Origin of the sequence: Methylophaga sp. UBA5088 (assembly GCF_002414625.1) — a bacterium.
GTDB lineage: Bacteria > Pseudomonadota > Gammaproteobacteria > Nitrosococcales > Methylophagaceae > Methylophaga > Methylophaga marina.
In genome coordinates this window covers 3,752-7,980 of record NZ_DIAC01000136.1, presented here as the reverse complement: position 1 = coordinate 7,980, position 4,229 = coordinate 3,752, and the positions used below count along the sequence as shown (strand labels likewise).

The 4,229-nt window shown below is 42.8% G+C and carries 5 protein-coding genes; all 5 read right to left on the bottom strand.

Going from position 1 to position 4,229, the window contains the following annotated elements; genetic code table 11:
* Positions 1-303: 303 nt before the first annotated feature.
* Positions 304-948, bottom strand: a complete 645-nt coding sequence (locus B4K20_RS16925) for a response regulator (protein ID WP_286303796.1) — start codon at positions 946-948, stop codon at positions 304-306.
* Complete coding sequence (locus B4K20_RS16920) at positions 945-2,219, bottom strand: ATP-binding protein (RefSeq protein ID WP_289283813.1); 1,275 nt, start codon at positions 2,217-2,219, stop codon at positions 945-947. The genes B4K20_RS16925 and B4K20_RS16920 overlap by 4 nt, the downstream gene beginning before the upstream one ends.
* 213 nt (positions 2,220-2,432) lie before the next feature.
* Positions 2,433-2,504: a pyrroloquinoline quinone precursor peptide PqqA gene (gene pqqA / locus B4K20_RS16915; protein WP_081443609.1), complete on the bottom strand. Its 72-nt coding sequence runs from the start codon at positions 2,502-2,504 to the stop codon at positions 2,433-2,435.
* A 144-nt stretch (positions 2,505-2,648) separates the two neighbouring features.
* Positions 2,649-3,293 (bottom strand): response regulator, encoded by a 645-nt coding sequence (locus tag B4K20_RS16910; protein ID WP_286303794.1) that lies wholly within the window; start codon positions 3,291-3,293, stop codon positions 2,649-2,651.
* A partial coding sequence (locus tag B4K20_RS16905) for an ATP-binding protein (RefSeq protein WP_289283812.1) occupies positions 3,290-4,229 on the bottom strand: 940 nt, incomplete at its 5' end. The genes B4K20_RS16905 and B4K20_RS16910, both read right to left, overlap by 4 nt.

The following is a 4,229-nucleotide window of genomic DNA, read 5'->3' as shown; positions in this document are numbered from 1 at the left end:
TTACCTGCTGGCATTACCCAGTTATTTGGATCTTTTTGCATTTCTAGCAACTCATCAGCAGCAGCCAAGCCTGGCACTGCCAATGTCATCATTGCTAATGACAAAGTTTTCAGCTTCATTTTTAATCCCTAGTTTTTGATTACAGAACATGTCGAGAGGAATAACAACGACATGGTTCCCACACTTTATGCTCGTTATGCCCAAGAATCATTACCAAATATTCCCGATTTTCACGGGAACAAAATAACAGGCACCAAGGAATTAAAACCTAAACACATGAAATAACTATTATTTCAGCAATTCTCATTGCTCGGTAATTACCCCATATTTCATTGCCAATCTCACCAATTCAACCGGAGAATGAATATCTAGCTTCTGTTTTAAGCTGGTTTGATAGTTAGCCACCGTTTTCTGACCAATATTCAGACGACCTGCAATTTCTTCGACTAATTTACCTTCAGCTAATAGTCGAAAGACCTCAAACTCTCGGGAAGTTAACCTCTGAGTGGGATTATCATCTCCGGTTAAACTCTGTAATGCCACCTTTTGGGCCATATCAGCACTTAAAAAGCTTTTTCCAGATGCTACCTCTTTTACGGCTTTGACCAGATCTTCAGCATTACCGGATTTTGCCACGTACCCCATAGCACCAGCTGTTAACGACTGAATGGCATAGGTCGCATTTTCATGCATCGAAAACATAATGACTCGTGCATCTGGCCAGCGATGAAGAATTCGACGTAATGCTTCCAGCCCACCCATACCCGGCATCGACATATCCATAACGAGTACATCGGGCTTATTGTCCGGATAAGTTTGATACGCTTGCTCCCCACTTTCCGCTTCCGCAATCACTTTGATTTCAGCATTTTGTTCGAGTAAACGACATAAACCTGATCTGACGACGGCATGATCATCAGTCAGCATAACTTTAATTAACTGGCTCACGCATTATCTCCTTGTTTAGGAACCGTCACATCTATCGTGACGCCTTGATTTAAATTAGATGAAATTTCAAAAGTGCCACCCACGCTGTCTAATCGCTCTTTCATACCTGCGAGACCAAAACGTTGAGTATGTTGTTTGGGGTCAAAGCCTTTACCGTTATCGCTGACGGTCAAATGAATCATTTGTTTTTCTTCTTTTAAGACAATCCAAGCTTGATTAGCTTTGGAGTGACGACTGATATTAGTCAGACATTCCTGTATGACACGATAAAGTGTCAGTTGGGCATTTTCTTCCAACGATGAAAACTCACCATCAAAATGATATTCCATTTCAATATTGGGGTGTCTTTCACGCCAACTATCGACCAGTTCTTGCATAGCCGCTATAAACCCTAGCTCATCCAAGCCGCCCGGCCTGAGTCGTTGAAGCATGGTACGGAGGATGTCCATCATCAACCCCACCACTTCATCTATAGCTGAAGCACTCTTTTTAGCTGCTTCCAGCTCATTGGTTGACTTGATCACTGAAGCATCGACATGAATCGCGGTCAGATGCTGACCAATTTCATCATGCAATTCATGAGCGAGACTTTTCCGCTCTGCTTCCTGCAAACGGATGATTTGCTGAGTTAGACGGTGATTATTACGAATGCTGCTTTGTAGAGTAGATGCCATCATATTAAATTTGTGACTAATACTGGCCATCTCTGGTAATTCAAAAATAGGCAAGCGGCTGTCCAGATTGCCAGTTTCAATATCTGTTAGAGCAGCGATAATTTGATCAATGGGCTTCAACGCACGGGCCACGACCATATAAACCAGAATATTCACAAAAACAAAAAACAGCGAAATCATGGTCAACAAGGTTTTTGTTTCCCCCCATGCCTCAGCGATTTCGTTGTCCGGTTTTGGCTTGATAACCAGTTCGCCAATTTTCTTTGTATTGACGTAAACGGGCAGTCTTTCAGGTTTCAAATCATCAAGCGCGGAATACATCTCCTGACCAAACCAGTCTGGATAAGGCTGATGCTCATTGCTGTTTTCATCTTCATTACTTTCAATAAGCTGATTCATTGGCCCGTAGAACTCTATTCTCAGATGCCGAACTCCGGCTAATTTACTGAGCATAAAAGGTGACTGGGACTCATCAGAAAGTACTTTATCCCTGAATCTGAAATGGCTTAACTCGGCATCGAGCATATGTAATGCAAAGTCCATAGTAGAGGCAACTTCAGCTCTTACATCCTCACGAGCATTGTGGATTGCCTTCACGGCGCCAATCACTAATATAATTAATAGAACAGCTGTGACAATTAGATTGAGTCTGTATCTGAGATTCATGCACCAAGACTATGTGAAAAAAACAATCATTCTAGTATTGCTGAGATGTCTTGGAGATAGGAGAAATTCCCTTTTACAAAAGTAAGGGACAAAAAAAAGCCCCGTTGCCGGGGCTTTTTCGTATTCTCTGTATGAGAAAGGTGTTTAGCGGTTACAAATGTACATTGTTACTTCGAAACCGAAACGCATGTCTGAATATTCTGGTTTAGTCCACATAGTAAATACCTCTTCATTCACTCAGCCACTATTGGTTGAGTTCCATGGTGATAAGTTTACGCAGACAAATGAAAAATCCGCAGAGAGATTTACTCGTTAGCACTCAGGATTTTTCTGAATAACAGCTCTGTGCAAAATAAGTGCTCAAGCATCCACTAAACCACAGCGAATCGCTAATCTGGCAAGCTCAGCCGAGTTAGATACATTCAATTTTTGTTTAATATTCGTATGATGTGTTCCTACGGTTTTAGGGCTTAAGTTTAAGATGTCCGCAATGTCATTTACGGTTTTCCCCTCGGCCAGTAGTCGAAACACTTCAAACTCCCGCTGGCTTAAGACATCCACCGGATTTTCTGACCCGGTTAACTTCTGCATGGCAAGCTGCTGAGCAATTTCAGGGGCGATACAGGTTTTTCCTTGAGCAACCATGTCTACAGCTCTCAACATCTCTTCGGGTGCGCTGCGTTTAGGTATAAATCCTAAAGCACCTGCTTGCATGGCTCTGGTAGTAAACACGCTATCTTCATGCACGCTAAGCACAAGTATTTTTGCAGAAGATTCTCTTGCAATAATTCTTTCAATAGCCCCCACACCACCAATGCCTGGCATAGAAATATCCATGACCACCACATCCGGATGATACTTGCTAAAATCTTGAACGGCTTGTTCCCCACTTCCTGCTTCAGCGATAACAGTAAATTTATCACCATCTTCTAAAAGACGGCGGAAACCCGCTCTGACCAATTCGTGATCATCAACCAACAATATTGTTTTTTTATCCAGACTCATAATAATCTGTCCGTTCTAAGAGGAATAATCACGCTAATCTTGACGCCATGACCTGGCTCACTGATAAGTTGAAACTCACCACCAAGACTCTGCGCACGTTCACGCATACCTAACAATCCAAAATCGACATCAGAATGCAAGTCTTTGACGACCATACCCTTGCCATCATCTCTAATCTCAATAATAAGATTCTCTAATTCGCTATCACTGCTTTTCTGTGTTTTTACCAGTACATGAATCTGAGTGGCGTCTGCATGTCTGACTGCATTAGTTATAGCTTCCTGTACAACGCGAAATACCGTCATATTCATCATTTCATTCAAATTATCCAGACGCCCAGAGACTTGAATATCAAATTGAATGCCAGGTTCTCGCTCTTGCCAGCTGGTGATGGCCTGCTGCAACGTCGGCACCAACCCTAAGTCATCAAGAGGACTTGGCCGCAAACGCGTTATCATATTATGCACCACATCATAAATATGACTCGCTGTATCAATAATGGCTTGAGCACTGTTAAATACACGTGGCTCAGTCTGCTCAGTACGGTTTCTGATTAATACGGCATCGGTCTTAATCGCCGTCAGACACTGCCCTAACTCATCATGAAGTTCTCTGGCCAAGTGGCGTCGCTCCGCTTCCTGAACTTCATCCATATGCTGTGTCAGTAAACGCGTTTCTCTGAGTTGCGTTCTGGCGGCTTCGGCTTGTTTTAGTTCGGTAATATCACGCAACGTACAAATAAGACCAATCACCTGCTGTTCTTTATCAAACAAAGGCACCGTTGACATCAGTAGTGATACTTTCTCACCATCCGGTCTCAACAGTGTTGTTTCCATATTTTCAGTGGTTTCACAGTTTTCTAGAATGGTAGCTATTTGCTGATGTGACTGTTCGAAGCCCAGGTTGGCAAGTGCCTCACCTTTCAGTACTGGGGTT

Excerpts from the sequence above, each read along its gene's own strand:
- B4K20_RS16910 (WP_286303794.1), bottom strand. The coding sequence starts at position 3,293 with ATGAGTCTGGATAAAAAAACAATATTGTTGGTTGATGATCACGAATTG.